16 protein-coding genes are annotated in these 18,985 nt (G+C 55.4%); 2 read left to right on the top strand and 14 right to left on the bottom strand.

The window, feature by feature from the left end:
• Positions 1-54: 54 nt before the first annotated feature.
• Positions 55-948, top strand: coding sequence for a LysR family transcriptional regulator (locus GNG27_RS18110; protein ID WP_156264472.1), 894 nt, complete (start codon positions 55-57; stop codon positions 946-948).
• 92 nt (positions 949-1,040) lie between these two features.
• On the opposite strand, the gene GNG27_RS18105 is transcribed toward GNG27_RS18110, so the two are convergent.
• The 14 genes from GNG27_RS18105 to GNG27_RS18040 form a co-directional block, all read right to left on the bottom strand.
• Positions 1,041-1,601, bottom strand: coding sequence for an Ail/Lom family outer membrane beta-barrel protein (locus tag GNG27_RS18105; RefSeq protein ID WP_156264471.1), 561 nt, complete (start codon positions 1,599-1,601; stop codon positions 1,041-1,043).
• A 214-nt stretch (positions 1,602-1,815) separates the two neighbouring features.
• Positions 1,816-2,151: a hypothetical protein gene (locus GNG27_RS18100; RefSeq protein ID WP_156264470.1), complete on the bottom strand. Its 336-nt coding sequence runs from the start codon at positions 2,149-2,151 to the stop codon at positions 1,816-1,818.
• A 129-nt stretch (positions 2,152-2,280) separates the two neighbouring features.
• Positions 2,281-2,481: a hypothetical protein gene (locus GNG27_RS18095; protein WP_231600410.1), complete on the bottom strand. Its 201-nt coding sequence runs from the start codon at positions 2,479-2,481 to the stop codon at positions 2,281-2,283.
• A gap of 71 nt (positions 2,482-2,552) precedes the next feature.
• Positions 2,553-3,218, bottom strand: coding sequence for an SMI1/KNR4 family protein (locus tag GNG27_RS18090; RefSeq protein ID WP_197090543.1), 666 nt, complete (start codon positions 3,216-3,218; stop codon positions 2,553-2,555).
• 374 nt (positions 3,219-3,592) lie between these two features.
• Positions 3,593-4,054 carry a hypothetical protein gene (locus GNG27_RS18085; protein ID WP_156264469.1) on the bottom strand — a complete coding sequence of 154 codons (462 nt, stop codon included), beginning with the start codon at positions 4,052-4,054 and terminating at the stop codon, positions 3,593-3,595.
• Between the two features lie 392 nt (positions 4,055-4,446).
• Positions 4,447-4,866, bottom strand: coding sequence for an SMI1/KNR4 family protein (locus GNG27_RS18080; RefSeq protein WP_156264468.1), 420 nt, complete (start codon positions 4,864-4,866; stop codon positions 4,447-4,449).
• A 227-nt stretch (positions 4,867-5,093) separates the two neighbouring features.
• Positions 5,094-5,339: a hypothetical protein gene (locus tag GNG27_RS18075; RefSeq protein ID WP_156264467.1), complete on the bottom strand. Its 246-nt coding sequence runs from the start codon at positions 5,337-5,339 to the stop codon at positions 5,094-5,096.
• Positions 5,340-5,437: 98 nt separating this feature from the next.
• Positions 5,438-5,713, bottom strand: a complete 276-nt coding sequence (locus tag GNG27_RS18070) for a hypothetical protein (RefSeq protein WP_156264466.1) — start codon at positions 5,711-5,713, stop codon at positions 5,438-5,440.
• A gap of 79 nt (positions 5,714-5,792) precedes the next feature.
• Positions 5,793-6,275 (bottom strand): hypothetical protein, encoded by a 483-nt coding sequence (locus GNG27_RS18065; protein WP_142486824.1) that lies wholly within the window; start codon positions 6,273-6,275, stop codon positions 5,793-5,795.
• Between the two features lie 294 nt (positions 6,276-6,569).
• Positions 6,570-6,902 (bottom strand): hypothetical protein, encoded by a 333-nt coding sequence (locus GNG27_RS18060; protein WP_142486823.1) that lies wholly within the window; start codon positions 6,900-6,902, stop codon positions 6,570-6,572.
• Positions 6,899-15,496, bottom strand: a complete 8,598-nt coding sequence (locus GNG27_RS18055; RefSeq protein WP_156264465.1) for a hemagglutinin repeat-containing protein — start codon at positions 15,494-15,496, stop codon at positions 6,899-6,901. The genes GNG27_RS18060 and GNG27_RS18055 overlap by 4 nt, the downstream gene beginning before the upstream one ends.
• The gene (locus tag GNG27_RS18050; protein ID WP_156264464.1) at positions 15,489-16,037 is read right to left on the bottom strand and encodes a toxin-activating lysine-acyltransferase; all 549 of its coding nucleotides are present in this window, start codon (positions 16,035-16,037) and stop codon (positions 15,489-15,491) included. The genes GNG27_RS18055 and GNG27_RS18050 overlap by 8 nt, the downstream gene beginning before the upstream one ends.
• The gene (locus GNG27_RS18045; RefSeq protein WP_231600467.1) at positions 16,037-17,659 is read right to left on the bottom strand and encodes a ShlB/FhaC/HecB family hemolysin secretion/activation protein; all 1,623 of its coding nucleotides are present in this window, start codon (positions 17,657-17,659) and stop codon (positions 16,037-16,039) included. The genes GNG27_RS18050 and GNG27_RS18045 overlap by 1 nt, the downstream gene beginning before the upstream one ends.
• 278 nt (positions 17,660-17,937) lie before the next feature.
• Positions 17,938-18,330 carry a YdeI family stress tolerance OB fold protein gene (locus GNG27_RS18040; protein WP_142486819.1) on the bottom strand — a complete coding sequence of 131 codons (393 nt, stop codon included), beginning with the start codon at positions 18,328-18,330 and terminating at the stop codon, positions 17,938-17,940.
• A gap of 142 nt (positions 18,331-18,472) precedes the next feature.
• On the opposite strand from GNG27_RS18040, the gene GNG27_RS18035 reads away from it, so the two are divergent.
• Positions 18,473-18,985, top strand: coding sequence for a hypothetical protein (locus GNG27_RS18035; RefSeq protein ID WP_142486818.1), 513 nt, complete (start codon positions 18,473-18,475; stop codon positions 18,983-18,985).

Raw genomic sequence — 18,985 nt, 5'->3', positions numbered from 1 at the left:
CAGAGCGGATAAACTGGGCTAAAGTTAGATCATTATTAACCAGAGGTTTGTAATATGGATAAGCTTCGCGGCATGGAAACCTTTATCGCGGTGGTGGAGAGCGGCAGCTTTACCGGTGCCGCCGCCCGGCTGGAGATGTCGGCGGTGATGGTCGGGAAGTATATCGCCTGGCTGGAGGCGCAGCTCGGCACCCGGCTGCTGGAGCGCAATACCCGCCGCCAGAGCCTGACCGACGCCGGGCGGGTCTGGTTTGAGGAGGCAAAGCGGGTTATCGAGCAGGTCGCCATCGCCGAACGTTCGGTGGAGCGTCTGCGTACCGCGCCCGCGGGCACGCTGCGGGTGACCGCGCCCACCTCATTCGGCGGGTGCGTGATTGCCCCGCTGACCGCCACCTTTTTGCAGCGTTTCCCGGAGGTGCGCGTCGAGCTGGATCTTACTAACCGGATGGTCGATCTGGTGGAGGAGGGGGTGAATCTGGCTATCCGCATTGGCGATATCCACACCGGGGATCTGGTAGCGAAATACCTCTGTCCTTACCGGATGGTGATCTGCGCCGCGCCGGACTATTTAGCCCGTCACGGCACGCCACAAACGCCGGACGATCTGGTGGAGCATCTTTGTCTCTCCCACACCGTCTGGACCGCGCGCAACGAGTGGCGGCTGCCGGGTGTCGAGGGGGAAGTGCGCTGGAAGCGCGATGCGATCTTGCGCTGTAACGACGGGTATGGGCTGCGGATGGCGGCGATTGCCGGGGCGGGATTGCTGTTACAACCGGAGGTGCTGGTGGCGGACGAGCTGGCGAATGGTCGGCTGATACGTGTTTTGGAAAGTTACACGCCACAACCCCGACCGGTGCATCTTTTATGGCGTCAGGATCTGCGGCCGCTGCCGAAGTTAACCCAGTTTATCGCCCATATTATGCAGGCCGGGGAAGAGTGCGGTCTGTAATGCCCGGCGGCGCAGCGCTTGCCGGGCCTACAAAACCCATGGACCGTAGGCCGGGTAAGGCGTAGCCGCCACCCGGCATCAGGGCGCGCCAATCAGAAGCTGTAACCCACACCCAGGTTCCAGCCGTTGATCCCGTAGTCATCGCCCAGGTCGGCAGTGGTACCTTCGTAACCGACGTGGATCGCCAGATCAGGCGTTGCGTTGAATTGTACGCCCGCGCCGTAGGCGAAAGAGGTCGATTTGTCATCGATGCCGTTGCGCTCGGTATAGTTGTCGCCGCCGTTCACCCAGGTGGTGTGGCCGTCTGCTTTCACGCGAGCAACACCGCCCAGCGCATACAGGGAAACGAATTCATTAAGGCGATACGCCGGGCCTGCCATCAGGGAGTAATATTTCACTTCGATGTGATTTTTAATGGAATCGGAAGCGAGATAATAATGCTCGTCCTGATCGCCGCTCATATAGGTAAATGAACCCACCAGGCTTACCGGGGAATCCCACTCGTAGCGATACTGAACGTTCACGCCGCGGATATTTTTAAAGTCTTCAACATTACTCTGCGCATAACCCACCGAAACGGTGTGATTATCCGCCAGAGCAGCGCCGCTTGCCAGACTCGCCGCAACGCATACCGCCAGGGTAATTTTTTTCATTTTCCGTAATCCTTGTTGTCATTTTTTATGTGTAATGCCATATATCCCCAACCATCAGGCTGGAGATATTCCACTGCAAATTAAGGCGATAAAATTGTTGGTTGTTTTGGCAGGCGATGAAATAGGGAATAATCTTAAAGGCCAGAATAGTCCTGGAATTTGCCTCCCCTATATTGGTAGGGTGTTGCGCTTAGTCGTCATATTTTATTGTCTACTAATCGCCGTATTTAAAATCAATCGCGATTCTGAGCGTTTCAACATCGACCGTTATTTCACAGGCGTGCCAGAACGCGGGCTGTTGTGATGAGATGTTATCAACAAAAAAATTCCTCATCTCAACCAGAAGGTCCAGCAAATCAGCATTGGCCTGTGCGCCTGCAGTAAACCAGTTTGTCTCACCTGAGGTGCTGTCCACATAATCAAACTCACATTTGCAGTGGTTATCTTCGGGCGACAGCTCAGCGCGAGCAATGATTTTTGCGGCGCTATCGGGCGCTGCGGCTACTAAGACCGAGCCAATATCATTATAAATAGCCTGGGATTCGCGCATATTTTCTCGCCCTTACTTCGTCATAGTTGAACACTTAATTACATTTTCCCGTGGGGGCTTTGAGCGGCCCGCACTCATCGAAGCCCAGCACCACATATCCTTTATCCTGCATGCAGGCTTCCACTTTTTCTACCCGGGCAAATATTGCTTTGTGGTCTTCCCCGGATAGCTACTGCCTCTGCCCCATGCTGGACTGTCTACATCGATATTTTTATCGACGCCGCAGGCATAAAGATCGGCTTTACGCTGTACCCGATCGGTATGGCCCATTGTTGCGGGCTTCTGGAACGTCCAGGAGTAGGGAAAGGCGGTGTGGTTGGTAGAGTCCATATCGGCCACCACGCAGCCACTCAGTAAAAAACGATGCCAGGAATAAGACGTCTCATTTGCAATTCCCTGTATTAATCCCTGTCAATTAACCTTAGCCGGATGTTGCTACCATCGGGAACATCTCTTATTTGCAGTGCAATATTGGCTCTTGCTTTCATTGCTACTGCCGATTTTTCTAAGTAAAGGTTATCAGGCTCATACTCGCCACCCGCAACAAACGGAATTTTGGGAACCAGGCGATAACCCGCAGGTATTGAACCATACTTTTTCTGCCATGCGTTTGCCAGTGGGTAGCCCGTTAATACCTCATAGTCTTCAAGTATTTGTTTACACCATTCATTGATATCAGGCGCAAGGTAATCAAAAGAGCCTGTCTCTGGATCGAACGTGTATATGCCATCTTGTTTTATACAAAATTGACCGCCAAAAACATCTTCAGCAAAGAAAATGGCGTTATGAGCAAGATCATCGTAACAATCAATCCATAACCTATTGTCATTCCAGTCAATTACGCCGATCTCTTCCCCATCTGTCTCTAAAGGGAAAACATGCAAGGCTGACTCAAAACCATAAAAGCCGTTTCTGTTGTTTAATAAAGTCGTTAAATCATCAATCAGCGGGTAATTATGAAAGCCTGAGGTTAGTTTATGCCCCTTGCATGATGAAATATCACCACTGCAAACGGATAAGAGTTTTTCCAAATACATAGTCATTTTAGTTCTCATATTTAAAGTCAATGTTAATCCTGAGTGTTTCAACGTTTACCGTTACCTCACAGCCCCGCCAGAAGGGCTTTTCGAGTGATTGAACGTTATCAACAAAAAAATTCCTCAGTTCGACCAAAAGATCTAAAAGTCTTGCACTGGCATCTGCTGTATCAGTGACCCAATGCTGGTGACCCTGTTTATCGACATAGTCATAAGTAAACTCACCGCAGTATCAGGCGCGATCGAGAGCAATCCTGAACCAATGTCATTATAAATATCCTGGGATTGACGCATCATTCCTCCTGAAAGATAAATTAACTCAAATGAGGCAATATTTATGCCCGTAATCTCTATACACCAATCCGGGCTAAAGTTTGATAAAAACCGTTACAAATAATGGTTTTTTAATTTTTAATCAACGTTGCGTGACACAGGTGATTATGCTCCGTGTACTGAAGATGTACTGAGTGGTTGCCGTAATCATACTTTGACCAGCCATTGATCCACCCAAGGAGCATGTCGACTTTGCCTTCGCCAGACAAAGTGGGTTTTCCAGACAATTTTGTAATAAATGCCCTGTCCATCCCTCCTTTAATTCCGGGGATAAAATTGCCTGTAAAGGGTGAATATCCATCTTCATTGCCAAAGTAAAAATGAATATGATTTAAGCAGTCTTTCCGAAACCCCATCTCGATACCAGACTGATAAAATTTATAGTGCTTCGTTTTTCCATCGGGATCGTTATATTCGCCAGCATCAGCTGATATAACCGGGGATTCACCGATAGCATGACACAGGTTGATAACTTCAACAGAATTTTCCCTTTTACCAAGAACATCTATAAAATGAGCCCATTCCACTGTCATTTTGTAACTCCTGTCTGGCGTGTACTTCTCAACAATAATATAACCTGGTTGTTAAAGAACAAATTCATAGAAACCACCTACGAAAGCGGGATTTTTATTCAGGAAAGAAGGTTAAACAGGTCGCGTCTGAGCTGAGCGAGTTCATTGTTTTCATCCATCAAAACCTTTCCGTTTCTGTACAATACGAGATCGTTCAGAGATCCCATGCCGCCATAGAAACTTAGAAAAATGTATTTTATTTCATCACAGTCGACGCGTTTTTCAGGTAATGTCCAGGGTATGAGGGCAATACCAGGACCCTGGCTTTTTTGGAGCACCGCTTCTACAGGTGCTCCAAAAATCATCTTTTATGGCTACAGGGTTTTCCAGATAAATATTTACCTTGACTTACCTTAGTTGCCATCGATCCAGACATCTTTCACCCAGGCGGCTAAATCAGGCCATTGCTCTTCACTAGCACCATCGCCAGTCCAATATTGGACACGACCTTGTTGGTCTAAACAATAATAACTACCGTTATCTTCACATATGGGTAGCCACGATTCAGGCACGCCAAGTTCTTTCGCATCATTTATAGCCGTTAACAATTCGCCATAGAATTTTTTGTCTTCTGTGACAGATAATAGTTCGATTGTTCCATAATAGATATTGCCAACTTCCTTAAGAAGTTTCTTGTAGTCAGGTGAAAAAGAAAAGCCTGTTTCTCCTTCATATTTAGAAATAAGATCATCATCCGGTAAAGGAATATTACTTCTCTCGTTCCCGGACACTACCTTTAACTCTTCAATAACGTCATTCAGGCTATTAGCCATACCGTCACCTGTTAAAATTGTTTGCTCGCTGCGCCCCGGTCCCCAATTTTTCCATCTTGTTATAGAACCAGTAACCCATCATTATTTCCCTTTACCCAGGGATATTTGCTCCCTTTATGGAAGACGGCAGTATAGCAGGATAAAGACTACTACCAATATTTAAGCCCGTAATCGCTTTACATCGATCCGGGCTAAAATTTGAAAAAAATATTATAAATCAGGACGTTCTAATTTTTAATCAACGTTTCGTGACACAGGTGATTATGCTCTGTGTACTGAAGATGTACTGAGTGGTTGCCGTAATCATACTTTGACCAGCCATTGATCCATCCAGGGAGCATGTCGACTTTGCCTTCGCCAGCATCAGCTGATATAACCGGGGTTTCACCGATAGCCTGACACAGGTTGATAACTTCAACAGAATTTACCTTTTTACCAAGAACATCTATAAAATGAGCCCATTTCACTGTCATTTTATCACTCCTGTCAGGCGTGTACTTCTCAACAATAATATAACCTGGTTGTTAAAGAATAAATTCATAGAAACTACTTACGAAAGCGGGATTTTTGTTCAGGAAAGAAGGTTAAACAGGTCGCGTCTGAGCTGAGCGAGTTCATCATTTTCATCCATCAAAACCTTTCCGTTTCTGTACAGTACGAGATCGTTCAGAGAGCCCATGCCACCATAGAAATTTAGAAAAATGTGTTTGGTATCATCAGGATCAAGCTCATATTTTTTAGCCAGTTTAAAAATACTAGCTGACCATTCGGCATAACCACCTAATTCTAATAAAGTAGCCATACGTTGCATTTTATCTACGATTAGAGTCGTTTTCTCGATAGTCACTTTACCGTCTTAATCCCCGTATTTTCAGAGCTTTTAAGTTCATAACATAGATACTGCAGATTTTTCCCCCACAATAAAGTCAATTCTGCGTATCGGAAAGTGTTTTAACAAAGTCATTATAGGCTTCATGAAGATGATAAAAATAAGCATCGGGCTCATTTTTAACAACCTCGAATCGTGCTAACAATTTAGTGAATAGCCCTTCGGGAAGGGGATAAGGTGTGGCTTCGTTTTTATCACAACAAAAATAAAAAAACGACTTTTCAAGTTCCGGGATAGAAAGTCTTTCCGCCTGGCTATAAAGATACTGATACGCGAAATTCCATTCACTAGACAGTAGTAAGAAATCAAGTGCGGCTGATTTTAGTTCATCATTGACCTGGGACTGCTGCAAAAAACTCTGGCAATACTTTAGCGCTGTGGGTTGATCATCCACGAGCAGCATGCCCAGATATTCCAGAGCATCATCATTCGGATCGTTAAATGAATTGGATTCGACATAGCCATTTGATTGGTAACAATCTAATCCTGCCCGTAGTTGGTCAAGTGATTTGTTTGTCATTAAAATTAAAGCCTCCTGTCTTCACTATATATAATCGTTTCGTTCCATCTGGCAATATTTTTTTCAGGGAGCGGCAAAACTTTTCATCATCCCGGTTGCGCCATCGGGACAGATGGAAGTCTCGCCAGTGAATTCAAGGGAAATAACCATATCAGCGATAACCCGAATCAGACAATCTATGTAAATATCAGATCCTTTCTTCGACTACTTTTAATGAAAAACAAAGGTTTTTATATAAATTTAGTGGTTTGTGAAATGAATGGACAATTTAATCGCCCATTCATTGAAGGTAAATTAATCATTATAGGAGAAGTTAATATTTATTTTCCCTTCAGGTATGTCAATGATTATCTCACAGTTTGTCCATGCAGGCTTACCATTAGTCATATTATTTTGCAGGTGAAAATCCCGCATTCTCACTAACAGCAATCTCAGATCGTAACTGGCTAACTTGTCAGGAACAAACCAGTCTTCATGATCGTCTTGATCAATATAATCATATTCATATTCGCAGGATTCGCCATCCAGCGCTAATTTAGCGCGAGTGATAATCTTCTTAGCATTAGCTGGCCCTGCATCAGACAGTAACTGGCCAATTTTATTATGCAGATCGTCTAGTTCTTTCATTTTATCCCTCCAGGTGAGTTGCTGATATCTTTGATAACAGGACGACCTCCATCAATAGAGTAAATTACGTTAAAGCTGTCAGGGCGGTTATTCGTTCCTGTGTATACCGGCTCGATTTTAACTTGTACTTTTTTACCATTTCTCAGTTCATTAGCCCATAGATTTTCCATCTTTTTCCATTCACGTTTGTTAAGGCTGCCATCCATAGGAACTAGATTGAGCTTCTCACCTGGGCCATTAAAGATACTGGCAATTAAATGACCACCCTCATCACCTTCGAGGCCACATTTACCAGCCTTACATTGTTGATAAGTATTACGATCGCTTTTAGACAAGGAGAGTGTGCTTTCAACGCTCACTGTCCTACCTTGCGCATCTGTTTTAAAGGTATGAGCATCACCAAACTTGTAAACTTCATTTGGTTTTGGATTATTTAGCTCTTTGCTCCAGTTACCTTTACTGCCCGCAACGTAGGTAATCTCATCACTGGCCTGGTTAATCAGCTTAGACGCCGCTTCCAGATCGCCTGCTTTAAGCGCCTTTTCCGCACCCTTAATGGCTTTGCCCGCAACATCCCCTGCGCCAGGAATGATGCCAATCGTTGCAGCCAGATAATCAAGCGCACTGTGCGCTTCCGCAAAGCTCTTGATATCACCCACGACCGGGACAAAATCTACGCCAAACAACGCCATATCCTTCAGCGCTTCCCGACGCTCGGTATACATTTTAACCGCGCAGGCTTCGGCGCTCATCCCGGCACAGTTTTCGCGCTTATAGCGTTCATTTTCGGCCTTCACCTGCTCTTCGGCCACCTGCGCGGTGGTTTTACCCTCCTGCAGTGCCGCGACGATGTCGCCAACGGAGTTATTCTCAACCGTTGTTTTACCCGCCTGAGCCCCGGCAACTGTGGAAGCTGAGCTGTCGCCCACCAGCCCACCGGATAAGCCTGCCGCCAGCGTCGCCAGCGCAGAAACCGTCTGCTTCTGCGTTTCATCCAGCTTATCGGCAGATTTGCCGTACATCTCGAGGGCGATCATCCCCACCAGCTCGCCCGTGGCGGCGCCGGCGGCACCCGCCAGCGCGTTTTGCCCCTGGGCGGCGGCCAGCGCGGCGTTGACCACCGCGTGGGCGGCAACTTTGCCCTCGTTGCTCAACCCGCTGCGGTGCCCAATGACATACGCCAGGTACGGTGCAGCACCGCCCGCGAGGGCCGCGCTGAGATCGCTCCCGGCCAGCCCCTGAACCGCCGCCGTCGCCGCCTGAATCGCCCGCTGATACTCCCCGCCGGTGCCAAAGCCGGAGGCATTCATCGCATCGTTGTACGCCGTCTGGTAGATCTGGCCGTTAATGTCTTCCAGCGTCGCGGTTTTGCCCGGGTTGGCTTTCTCCCACGCCGCTTTCGCCTCCTGCAGGTCCTGCGCGTTGACGTTTTTAAGCTTCTCTTTCGCCGCGTTGGTGGCGCGGATGCTGCCCTCGGTGCGGGCAATATCCGCCACCTGATTGCCGATCTCGCCGATCAGCTGCGCCTGCTGGAGTCGCTCCTGCTCTTTTTCCTTATCGAAGATAGGGGAGAGCGTCTGGTTGGCATGCTCCACGTCGCGGCTGAGCTGGTTAATATCCTGCACCTGACGAGTCGGGTCGCGGACGATCAGCGTACCGTCCGATACCGCTGCGTGCGTGGTGCTGCTGTCATGTCCGTCGCGGTTGGCGCCCACCAGCAGGCCGTTAGCCATGTTGCCGGCAAACTGGCTGCCGATGCTGCCCCCGGTGCTCATGCCCACGCTCTGGTGTTCCACTTCGAAATCGGCGCGGTTTTCAATATCGCTGAAGCCAATGGTGCCGGTATCGAGACGGTTTTTATCGGCGGTCGCCGTCGAGCCAATCACCGCTCCGTTGAGCTGGGTATGCTCGCCCACGGTCACGTCGTAGCCGCCTTTGCCCGCGAAGATCCCGGTCTGCTCCACCACCGAGTCGTAGTTGCTGTGCATCTTGTCGCGGCTGAGGTTGATGCTGGCCGAGCCGGTCATGGTGCCGATGCTGAAGCTCCCGCCCGCGCTGGCGTTCTGCTGTTTTGAGTCGTAGCGATCGCTGTCCTGCTCGGAGGTGAGCGTCAGGTTGCGGCCAATGTCCGCTTTCACGGTTTCGCCGCTCACCTGCGCCCCGGTCAGGGTGGCGTCACGTCCGGTCAGGAGATTCACCTGGCGGCCCGCATCCACGGTGGTCTCGCTGTGGGTGGTGCCGTTGCCGCTCTCGTTGCCTTTGCCGCGGTTGACGCTGGCGGAGATGTTGATGCCCGCGCCGCCGGAGCCGTATCCGATGCCAACCCCGACGCTGCCGCCTTTGCTCTCGTTTTTACCGTCCAGCAGCTGGGTGTTTTGCGCCGAGCGCAGGTACAGATCGCGGTTGGCGGCAAGCGTAATATCGTTGCCCGCCTTCAGCTGGCTGCCTTCCACGGTCAGATCCCCATCCGCGCCGCGCGCGCCGCTGCCGGTGGCGATCACGCTGAGATCGCGCCCGGCGTTGAGGGTGCTGCCCTGAGCGGTGTTCTGCTCGCTGTACTGGGTCGATTTCGACGACTGGCTGCCGTAAGAGAGGCTAATGCCCACCGTGTTGGTGTTTGATTCGTCTGCGCCCAGCGCCTGGTCCATCCGTGCGGCCTGGGCGGCCTGCACGCCGGAGAGCGCCGCCTTCACGCCCTGCAATGCCTGCAGGCGGCCGCTGCCGGAGGATTTCGCCTGCTGCGAGGCCTCGACGGCGCTGTTCAACGCGCTGCCAACGGTACCGGAGAGCGCCAGCGTCAGCCCGGAGGTTTTCTGCTCCACCTCGTGAGTCTGCTGGCTGCGGTTGTTCACCGCCGTGATGTCAACGTCTTTACCCGTGAGCGCTATGTCCTGACCGGCCACCAGATCCGAGCCGCTCACCGTCAGGCGATCCCCCGCCCGAAGAGTCAGGTCGCCGTTGACGCTGCCGACGGTGCTGCCCGCCTGGGTGGCGTCCGCGCCGGTGTCGGTGGTTTTGATACTCTGGGTGCCGACGCTAAAGCCGATCCCGCCCGAGCTTAACAGCCCCGATTTTTTCTCCTGCTTCTGGTGCAGCTCGTTATTGCGCTCGGCCTGGGTCTCCACGGTCAGGTTGTTGCCTGCCAGCAGGGAGACATCATTGCTGCCCGCCACGTTGCTGCCGCGCACGGTGAGATCGTTTCCGGCGGTGAGGTTAACGGTGTTGCCGTTCAGCTCGCTGCTCTGCACCGTCTGACGGTCAATCTGGTCGCGGGTGGTGGTGGTGGTTTTCGACAGCCAGCCGTTACCGCCCACCACTTTATGCCGTTCGTCCAGATCCTGAGTGTTTTCGCCTGCCGTCAGGGTCAGGTTATTCCCGGCGCTGACGTTCAGCGCCTCGCCGGCGGAGAGGGCGGCGGCGCGGGCGTTGAGATCGTTCCCGGCCGCCAGGGTGACGTCGCCTTTGCCGGTCACTTCGCTGCCGACGCTGGTTGTCTGCCCCTGTTTCAGGCTGTTGTCGGCGTCCCACACCAGGTTATCGCGGCTGGCGGTTTCCACCGTGTTCAGGGTCATATCCCGCCCGGCCACCAGCTGCGCTTTGCCGTTCTCGCCGCTGGCGATCACCTGCGCCCCGGTCAGGGTCATATCCCGCCCGGACTGCAGGGCCAACTTACCGTCGTCGCCCTGCACGTAAATGCCGGAGACGCTGTCGATGGTGGTGCGGGTGAAGCTGTTCTCGCCGTTAACGCTGTCGGCGCTGGTGGTGGTGCTGATGAGATTGATGTCGCGTCCGGCGCTGGCCAGCACGCTGCCATCGCCCACGATGGCACCGCCAAGGTTGTTGATATCGGTGCGGGCGTTCAGGTTGACGTCCGCCCCCTGAAGGGTGCCGGTCTGGTTGGTGATGTTGTCGGCATCCAGCTGCAGGACTTTACGCCCGGCAATCGTCCCGCGGTTAAACAGGTCGCCGTTAAGCTTGATGGAGACATTGTTCCCGGCAATCAGCGCCCCGGAGCCGTCGATATCCCCCTGTTTTACTTTGGCGTAGACCTGCGGCACCAGCACGTTCTCCATCGAGCCGTCCGGCATCTTCACCCGGGTGTTAACCAGCCAGACGATATCCCCGGTCAGGAGCGCCATCTGCTCTGGCGTCAGCGCCACGCCGATCTTCAGGTCGTACTGCTTGCCGAAGGTGATGCCGCGATCCATCAGCGCCTTGTACTGCTCTTCGTCGTTGTTGTAGCCGTCCAGATAGCGCTGGCCGGTAGTGCCAATCACCTGCTCGCGGATCAGGCGCTGCTCGTAATAGCCATCCCCCAGCCGTTTCTGGGTGTTGTCGCCATTGGCGGTAAAGGCGTCCTGCATATAGTCGCTGCCGAGCCACTGGCGCTCGTTGGTAAAGCGCGGGTCGGTCTCCACCAGGTACGGCACGTCCGCCGATGGGTTCACCTTGAACAGGCTGTTGTCCGGCAGGGTGGTATTCGGGCCGATAATGCGGATCGCGCCGTCGGCCGGGGTCACTTCAAACTGCTGTCCGGCCGGCGGGGTCACCGGCTCGCCCGGCGAAACGGTCTGCTGTGGCGCGGGTTTCACCCCCGCGGCCTGTCCAATGGTGACGTCCGTTCCCTGCAACACCAGCGGGGTGATGCTGAGGTTGCTCCCCTCAACGCTGCCGTTGCCGATCAGCTGGCCCGGTTTCAGGGCGATATCCTGAATGGTGGTTGGCGGGGTATATGCCGTGCGATCGCGCCCCTGTTCATCATCGCCTTTGTGGCGAATACGGTAGTAGTGGGTGACGGTGCCCTCATCGGTGGTGTAACGCTTGCCGGGCACGTCCTCGTTCTTCACGCTGCCCATCTGGTCAATCGCCAGGGTGCCGCCTGCGATAACCTGGCTCTTGTCGTTAAACAGTTTGTCGCCCGTCATCAGCAGGTTGCCGCCGGCGAGGATCTTCGCCGGGTCGCTCTCTTTAATGCGTGTTTCGTCAATCGTGCGGGTGTAGTCGTACTGGTTGAAATTGTCGTTATTGGCGCCGGTATCTTCTGGCGTATTCAGGTTACGCAGCCCGTCTGAGGAGTTGCCATCCACCCAGACGCCTTTCTCAGTCGAGCTCCAGCGGTTGGTGGAACCGGAGTGCTGATAGTCGGTGAGATCTTCTTGCGACACCCGCACCACCTCGGTGGAGAAGTGGTCGTTGATGTTGTTGATCTGCCCGGCGGCAATCGCCATATCTCCGGCGGACTCAATGGTCGAGCTGTGGTTGTTAAGGGTTCCTGCGCGACCGGTGACGGCGCCCTTGTCGTCCAGCGCCCCGCCAATGGTCATGCTGCCGGCGCTGTAGATCAGGCCGTGGTCGGCGTTATTCAGGGTCTGCACGCCGAGGTTCACGCGCTCGCGCCCGGCCAGCGTCGCCGCGGTGCCGTTTTCGGCGAGGTTGTTGAAGGTATCCACATTTACCCCCACCGCATCGCCGTAGATCCGCCCGGTGCCGGTGTTGGTGAGGGTGTTGGCGTTGATGCGGGTGGCGATCCCGTCGATCAGTCCGGTATTGTGCACCGTGCCGGTGGCCGTCAGGGTGGTGCTGCCGGCGTTGATTTCGCCGCTGGCAAGGTTGGTCAGGTTGGCGGTCTGCACGTCGAGGGCGCTGCCCGCCATCAGCTGGCCGCTGTTGGTCAGATCGCCATCGGTGGTGAAGGTCAGGTTGCCGTTGGCGATCGTAGTGCCGGTGTTGTTCACGCTGCCCGTGCTGTGGAGATCCATATCCCCCAGCGACAGTAGCTGGCCGCTGGCATCCAGGAACGCCGCGTCTACGCTCAGGGTTTTACCCGCTTTCAGGGTGCCGCCCGCGTTGACCAGGTTCAGCCCGTTGCCGCTGAGATCCAGCGTGCCGCCGGAGGCCAGCGCCCCGGCGCTGTTGTTCAGCACGCCGCCGTTATCAATATTCAGCGTGTCGTTCGCCAGGATACTGCCGCGCTGGTTATCCAGGGCACCGGTGTTCAGCGCCAGGCTCTGGCCCTCCAGCCCCTGATTTTCACCGAGCGTGTCGCGGTTAATAAAGTTCAGGGCATTGAGGGTCACGCTTTTTCCGCTGCGGATCAGCCCCGAGACGTTATCCAGCACGCCCTGGGCGCTGTCGAGGAGCAGATCGCCCACCGACTGGATCTGCCCGCCATTGTTTTGCAGGTTAGTGGTGTGCAGGGCGGTATCGGCCTCGCCAATCACCCGTCCGCCGCTGCGGTTATCCAGGTTCGTGGCCGCGACATCCGCCGCACCGCTGGCCGCCAGGGTGCCCGCCTGGTTATTAATACGTCCTGCCGAAAGGTTCAGCGCCCCCAGGCTGTTGAGGGTGCCATCGCGGTTATCGAGCGCGCCGGAGGTGACATTCACGCGGTCGCCCTGCAGCACGCCTTTATTATTGATGAGCTGCGTGGTGGTCAGGGAGAGGCTCTCTGACGCCGCCAGCTGCCCGGCGGTATTGTTCAGCGTGTCGCCGCTAAAGGCGAGGCTATCCCCGGAGAAGGTGGTGCCCTGGCTGTTATCCAGCAGGCCGCCGCTCAGGGTCATGGCCCCGACCGATTTCAGCGCGCCGCCGTTATTGCTGAGCGTGTCGAATCCGGCGGTCAACGTGCGGTTCGCGCCGATCTGGCCGCCGCTGTTGTCGATAGCGCCCGCGTTAAGGTTAAAATCGCCGTCGCTCGCCAGGAAGCCGCTCTGGTTGTTCAGCGCGCCGCTCTCAAGACTAAGGGAGCCCTGAGAGAGCAGGGAGCCGGAACGGTTATCAAACGCGCCGCCGTTCAGGGCCAGGGTAGCGCCGTCGGCGACAATCACCCCCTGCTGGTTGTCGAGGCTTCCGGCGCTGATGCGCTGGGTTTTCGCCGCCTCAATGCGCCCTTTGGCGTTATTCACCGCCTGGTGGCTTTGGATCTCGCCGTCGCCCGCAGCGGCAGAGATCAACCCCTGCTGGTTGTTCAGGGCTCCGGCCTCCAGCCGGGTGTTGCCCGCCACCGCCACGATCTGCCCGGCGGTGTTGTCGATTTTGTCAGCCTTGAGCCGCACGCCGTTCGCCGCGCCAATCTGTCCCTGCTGGTTATCTATATTGCCCGGCAGGTCTACCGCCAGTTCGCCGCTGCCGCTGTGGGCGATTTTGCCTTGCTGGTTACTGAGGTCGTGGGCGCTGAGGTTCATCGTCTCCGCGCTCAGCGTCCCCCCGGCGTTGTTGAGCATCTTACCGCTGCGGACGGTCAGTTCACTGGCGCTGACCTTCGCGCTGGCGGTGCTCACATCCCCCGCGCCGCCGTCGAGCAGAACGCGTTTAGCCTGGGTCTGGCTGCCGCTGACGTCCACCCCCTGGCCGCGGGCGCTGAGATTACCGCCCGCCAGGGTTTGCCCGTGGGCGCTCAGCTGGCCGCTGGTGCTGATTTCCAGATCCCCCGCGTCGGCGAGCTTGCCGTCGCTCTTCACCCCGGCGGCCAGCACGCTCTGCTGGCTCCCGGTAAGGCTGGCCGCGTTGACCCGGACGTCCCGGGCGGCGGTGATCACCCCGCTGTTGTTAAGCTCGCTGGCGGTTTGCAGGTGGGCGCTGTCGCCCGCGCGCAGGGTGCCGCTGTTCTCGATACGCCCGTCGGCAGAGAGGGTCACGCTGCCCGCCTGAGCGCCGATGGCCCCGGCGTTACGCACCCCGACGCCGGTCTCGGTGCCGACCATGCGGATTTTGCCTGCATACATGCCGCCGAGGCTGGCCACGTCCACCGCCAGCTGCGGGCGAGTGGCGGGATCGTCGCTGCCTTTTTCGATCGCCTCGTGGGCGGCATCCACCTTGTTGCGCCCGGTGGTGACCTTCAGATCGTTAGCCCACAGCCCGGCGTTAACCTTCACCGAGCGGGCAATAATGTCGGTGTAATCCGCGCCGGAGGTGTCCATCCCCGCGCCCTCGACCACCACTTCGCCGCGCTCGACGTTAAAGCCGGTCAGCGCGCCGTCTTTCATCTGCGGCTGGCCGGTGGTGAGGGTGGCGCGGTTGGCGTTAATAAAGCCGCAGCCGCTACAGGTGATGCCCGACGGGTTGGCGATCACCACCTGGGCTTTTTTCCCCGCCACCTCGATCATGCCGTTCAGCTTGCTCGGGTCGCGGGAGCTCACCTCGTTGAGGATCACTTTGGCTTCGCCTTTCGCCAGCCACGGGTTGCCCGCCACCATGCCGCCGATATTGGTCTGCACGTTTTTGTGCGAGTTGTTGAGGATCGCCCCTTTGTTGTCCACGTCAAACTGGGTGTAGTTGTTACGTGACACCCCGGCTGCGGACGGGGTCTGGATATTGACCTGCGGCGTGCCGTTGGCGCTGTTGATGACCGTGGGCTGCTGGTTTTTTGGCGCACCAGCGTCCGCCACGATAGTGGCCTGCGCCGTCTGCACGGCCCCCATCGCCAGCCACAGGCTCAGGCTGATGGCGCTCACCTTGCCGATAAGCTGGCCGTGGGTATGGCCGATGCCGGAAGAACGGGACGAACCGGCGCGGCCGGAGCGGGCGATATCCGCCACCACCATCAGCATGCCGCGCGCTTTGTTAAAGACAATTCGGTACAGGTTCTTATTCATGGTTCGTTCCTTTAAACGCTTCCGGCAGGCTTACGGTGAGCGGGTGATTCTGTTGCCACTCTCGGGCGTGTTGACGGCTGACGTGGCTGCCGTGGAACAGCATCACGCGCTTGCCACGCTGCGCGCCGCGGTGATAAAGCGCGCGGCAGACGTGGTCGGGGAAGATATCGCGGCGCATCAGGTTGTACATCGCGGGGGTATGGCCGAAGGGGGCGATCCAGTCGCAGAACCAGATCCGATCCCCGCTGTCCCAGTCCTCTTCTTTCATCTCGATGGCCGGGCGGGTGAGGTAGCGGGCTTCCGCCTCCTCGTTCAGCCAGGCCCAGCTGAGGAAAAAGATCGGCCGGTCGTTTTCGCTCACCAGCACGTACTGCTGGCGCTTAATGATGGGCAGCAGCAGGGTGGGGAGGGCGTGTAGCGGGGCATCCCGGTGCATCGGGGAGTGCATCCACAGCCAGACGGTGGCCCCCAGCACTTCGGCCTCGCTCTCCTGCCCGCCGAGGATCAGCGGCGCTTTGATATCCAGATGTCCGACGCGCATCACCAGCTCCAGTTCAGGTTAAAGCCGAGCGTGAGATCGCTGGTTTCAAAGCCGTCCGGCTTCGAGAACGGCGTTCCGGCGAACAGGTCGTAGCCGGTGTTAAAGGCGTTGCCGCGCAGGCCCGCCACGCCGCCCGCCAGGTGTTTACCCACCTGCAGATCCGAGCTGTAGCCGCCCACTTCGCCGTAGTCGGCACCCAGATAGAACTCCTGATTTGGCAGCGGCGTGCGCCAGGCCAGATCGTTACGCACGTACCAGCCGTGGCTGGCGCTCAGGGTGCGCTCGCCGTCAAAGCCGCGCACCGTCCAGCGGTTGCCGATGGCGAACTGATCCTGCGGCGTCAGCGGCGTGTTGCTGATCTGGCGCAGGTACTGCAAGTTGTAGCGGAAGTTCTGCGTGCCGATGGCAAACGGCAGGTCGAGCTGGGCGCTGAGCTGGGTAATTTTGCTCAGGGCAGTAGCATCGCCCCAGTACTCTTCCGGCGCAGGCTGGGCACCAAACCAGCGCGTGCCGCGCTGATAGCTGATGCCTGCATCCAGCGTCGCCTGGCCGATGTAGTGGCGGTGATCCAGCCCGATGCGCCAGCCCGCGGTCTGACGGCGCTGGACGCCCACTTCCGTATCGTCGATAAAGTTGCGGGTCTCCCGCGCCAGCACGTCGTAGCTGAAGGTGGTTTTTTGCGAGCCGCTGCGGTGCAGCACGCGGCTTAGCTGAATGTCGAGGTTTTTGCTTTTACCGCTGTAGCGATAATCCTCGTTCAGGCCGGCGACGGTCTGGTGGTAGTCGTAGTCGCTGCCGGTGATGCCCAGCATCCAGTAGCCAAAGGGCACCGAGTAGTGGGCGGTGTAGTTTTTGCTGCCTTTGCCGCCCTTGTCGTTCAGATCGTGGCTGGCAGAGACATACAGCAGGTCGCTCAGGGAGAAGGGGTTATCCAGCGACAGGGTCACGCCGCCCTGGTAGCGCCCGGTGGTTTCGGTCCCGGCATCGTCCAGCGACAGGCCGATACGCCACATTTTGCTCTGTTTGCGGGCGATCACCACATCGCTCTCGCCCGGGTTTTCCCCCGGCAACAGCTCCATGCTGGCCTCCACCGTCGGCAGACGTTGCAGGTTTTCCAGCCCCTGTTCAATATCGCGCAGATCCAGCAGGTTCCCCTCGTGGGCCGGGAAGGCACTGTAGAGCTGGATATAGTCGTCGCTCTCTTCGGTCAGCTTCACGTGGCGGATGGTGCCCGGTACGATGGCGAGTTTCAGCGTCCCGCTCTTCAGATCCTGAGACGGGGCCAGCACGCGGGTGGTGATCCAGCCGTGGTCGACGATGCGGTTCTGCATTGTACTCATCAGCAGGTTAATCCCTTTGCCGCCCAGACAGCGCCCCTGGGCCTGGTCCGCAATACGCTGAAGCGGTAGCCAGTGGGGCAGGGCCTCCTCGCCGCTCAGCTCGACGCGGTTAATCGGGAAGCAGGGGGATTCCGTCGGAAAAGCAATTTTGCCAAAGCCGGATGAGGGCTCAGAAAGACGCACATCGGGAACGGGCGGGGTTAATTGCTGCTCCAGTGCTCGCTGGCGCTGCTGCTGAATAATAAATTGATTATCCGGCTCTGCCGCCTGGGCAGGGAACATTAAGGACAGGCCAGCGGCTGACGTTATTATCAGGGCGATATTGTGTGGGGCTTTCATCGGCAGATCCGTGCTGTGTAAGCAAAATGAATACAATGTGAATTTGTGTAAAATTGTTTAAGTATTGCGAGGGGAAGGAAAGAGGGATTAATCCTAAAGCCCGGAATTATCCGAGTTTTGGGCTCCTTAATTCTGGTAGGTTAGTATCGGGAAAGAATATATCGGGGCGTTTCACGTGGATGTCGGGAAATATCCACGCGAAACTTAAGTGAAATTACACGCTATTTCTGAATGCGGTCGACGCGAACGACTGGCGGGTTCATCTTTTTATCCAGACTGCCGTTAATGCTGATCATATTGTCAGGCTTGACTTCACGCCCATCAAATACAGCCTGAGGAATAATGGTATCGATTGTGCCGGTTTTATCGCGGAATTTAAATTTATCGCCGCCGGAGCCATCAATTAAATTCCCGCGCAGGGAGATGGTCGCGCCATCGTGCATCTCTTTGGCCTGCTCCACGGTCATGGTTCGGGCATCCTCGGTGCCGCGGTAACCCTCATCCAGCGAATGCGGCGGTGGCGGGGCAGCATCTTTCTTCAGTCCACCATTATCATCGGCATATGCCGCTGAGATTAAAAGACAACACAATAAGGGTGCGACGGTTAATTTCATACTGCCTCCTTGGTTTAACCTGCTTGACAGATTAAGCCTGGTTGCTATTTTTTATTTTGCAAACAGGAACAGTCTTAATCAAATTTATCTATAAAAATCATCTGGCTGTATAATCTTAATAAACGAAGCGGTGAGGTGATATATGGCGAAAGTAAAAGAAAATTCCCCTCCTTTACCCGGCGTGAAACAAAGCCATGCCGCACTGCAGTTTGAATACGACGCCCACCGCTTCGGTTTCGTTCTGTTATTGCTGATTATTGCCGCTGCGCTGTTGGGGCTTTTTTCGGGCGGTTATTTTAGCGAAGCGACAAAAACCAACGCCGCCAAAAGCGTGCAGGTGGAATACCAGCGTTTTGGCCGTCTGCAATCTCCCCTGGAGCTGAAAATTACCCTGCCGGGGCAAAGTAATGCCCCTGTAACAGTGCGTATTGGCGGGGAATATATGGCGCGAACGCAAACCGATAATATCTGGCCGCAGCCTGACGAAATGCACAGCGAGGGCGGGGAGCTGGTGCTGGTTTATCAGGAGGCGAAACCACGTCAGGATTTTACCGTCTGGCTCTATAGCACGCCGGATCAACCCGGTAAAACCGTCACCACTGTCACGTTAAATAATCAGCCGGGTCTCTCTTTCTGGCAATTTATCTATCCGTAG

The sequence above is a fragment of the Leclercia sp. 119287 genome, from assembly GCF_009734485.1.
GTDB lineage: Bacteria > Pseudomonadota > Gammaproteobacteria > Enterobacterales > Enterobacteriaceae > Enterobacter > Enterobacter adecarboxylatus_C.
The sequence above is the reverse complement of the archived record's forward strand: the minus strand, read 5'-3'. Positions and strand labels throughout refer to the sequence as shown.

Coding starts and splice junctions, on each gene's coding strand:
- GNG27_RS18065 (WP_142486824.1), bottom strand. CDS start 6,275: ATGACAAACAAATCACTTGACCAACTACGGGCAGGATTAGATTGTTAC.
- GNG27_RS18080 (WP_156264468.1), bottom strand. CDS start 4,866: ATGGCTAATAGCCTGAATGACGTTATTGAAGAGTTAAAGGTAGTGTCC.
- GNG27_RS18035 (WP_142486818.1), top strand. CDS start 18,473: ATGGCGAAAGTAAAAGAAAATTCCCCTCCTTTACCCGGCGTGAAACAA.
- GNG27_RS18075 (WP_156264467.1), bottom strand. CDS start 5,339: ATGACAGTGAAATGGGCTCATTTTATAGATGTTCTTGGTAAAAAGGTA.
- GNG27_RS18055 (WP_156264465.1), bottom strand. CDS start 15,496: ATGAATAAGAACCTGTACCGAATTGTCTTTAACAAAGCGCGCGGCATG.
- GNG27_RS18095 (WP_231600410.1), bottom strand. CDS start 2,481: ATGGACTCTACCAACCACACCGCCTTTCCCTACTCCTGGACGTTCCAG.
- GNG27_RS18045 (WP_231600467.1), bottom strand. CDS start 17,659: ATGTTCCCTGCCCAGGCGGCAGAGCCGGATAATCAATTTATTATTCAG.
- GNG27_RS18105 (WP_156264471.1), bottom strand. CDS start 1,601: ATGAAAAAAATTACCCTGGCGGTATGCGTTGCGGCGAGTCTGGCAAGC.
- GNG27_RS18050 (WP_156264464.1), bottom strand. CDS start 16,037: ATGCGCGTCGGACATCTGGATATCAAAGCGCCGCTGATCCTCGGCGGG.
- GNG27_RS18085 (WP_156264469.1), bottom strand. CDS start 4,054: ATGACAGTGGAATGGGCTCATTTTATAGATGTTCTTGGTAAAAGGGAA.
- GNG27_RS18040 (WP_142486819.1), bottom strand. CDS start 18,330: ATGAAATTAACCGTCGCACCCTTATTGTGTTGTCTTTTAATCTCAGCG.
- GNG27_RS18110 (WP_156264472.1), top strand. CDS start 55: ATGGATAAGCTTCGCGGCATGGAAACCTTTATCGCGGTGGTGGAGAGC.
- GNG27_RS18100 (WP_156264470.1), bottom strand. CDS start 2,151: ATGCGCGAATCCCAGGCTATTTATAATGATATTGGCTCGGTCTTAGTA.
- GNG27_RS18060 (WP_142486823.1), bottom strand. CDS start 6,902: ATGAAAGAACTAGACGATCTGCATAATAAAATTGGCCAGTTACTGTCT.